Here is an 861-nt window from a genome sequence, read left to right on the forward strand (position 1 = left end):
CTTCAAAACACTCATAACACAAAGCACAAAGCAAAGCTCATCCTTGAGTTAAAAAATGGCAGCAGCTTCTTCCATGGCTCTCTCATCCCCATCCTTGGCTGGCAAGGCCGTGAAGCTGGGCCCATCAGCCCCAGAAGTGGGAAGGGTGAGCATGAGGAAGACCGTCACCAAGCAGGTCTCCTCAGGAAGCCCATGGTACGGCCCAGACCGAGTCAAGTACTTGGGCCCATTCTCTGGCGAGCCCCCGTCCTACCTAACCGGTGAGTTCCCAGGCGACTACGGCTGGGACACTGCTGGGCTTTCCGCAGACCCAGAAACCTTCGCCAAGAACCGTGAACTCGAAGTGATCCACTCCAGGTGGGCCATGCTCGGAGCCTTGGGCTGCGTCTTCCCGGAGTTGCTGTCCCGCAACGGGGTGAAGTTCGGAGAAGCCGTGTGGTTCAAGGCCGGGTCCCAGATCTTCAGCGAGGGTGGGCTCGACTACTTGGGCAACCCAAGCCTGATCCACGCCCAGAGCATCCTCGCCATCTGGGCCACACAAGTTATCCTAATGGGTGCCGTTGAAGGTTACCGTATTGCTGGTGGCCCCCTCGGTGAGGTCACTGACCCAATCTACCCAGGTGGCAGCTTCGACCCATTGGGCCTTGCTGATGACCCAGAGGCTTTTGCTGAGCTTAAGGTGAAGGAACTCAAGAACGGACGATTGGCCATGTTCTCTATGTTTGGCTTCTTTGTTCAGGCCATTGTCACCGGAAAGGGTCCATTGGAGAACCTCGCCGATCACCTTGCTGACCCTGTCAACAACAACGCCTGGGCCTATGCCACCAACTTCGTCCCCGGAAAGTGAGCGTCAAAGAACGA

At 57.0% G+C, this 861-nt stretch carries 1 protein-coding gene; it reads left to right on the forward strand.

The window, feature by feature from the left end; genetic code table 11:
• Positions 1-151: 151 nt before the first annotated feature.
• The gene (locus IEW44_RS16190; protein WP_188616021.1) at positions 152-847 is read left to right on the forward strand and encodes a chlorophyll a-b binding protein; all 696 of its coding nucleotides are present in this window, start codon (positions 152-154) and stop codon (positions 845-847) included.
• The last annotated feature ends 14 nt before the right edge of the window (positions 848-861 follow it).

It is taken from the genome of Lysinibacillus alkalisoli (genome assembly GCF_014643595.1).
Lineage (GTDB): Bacteria > Bacillota > Bacilli > Bacillales_A > Planococcaceae > Metalysinibacillus > Metalysinibacillus alkalisoli.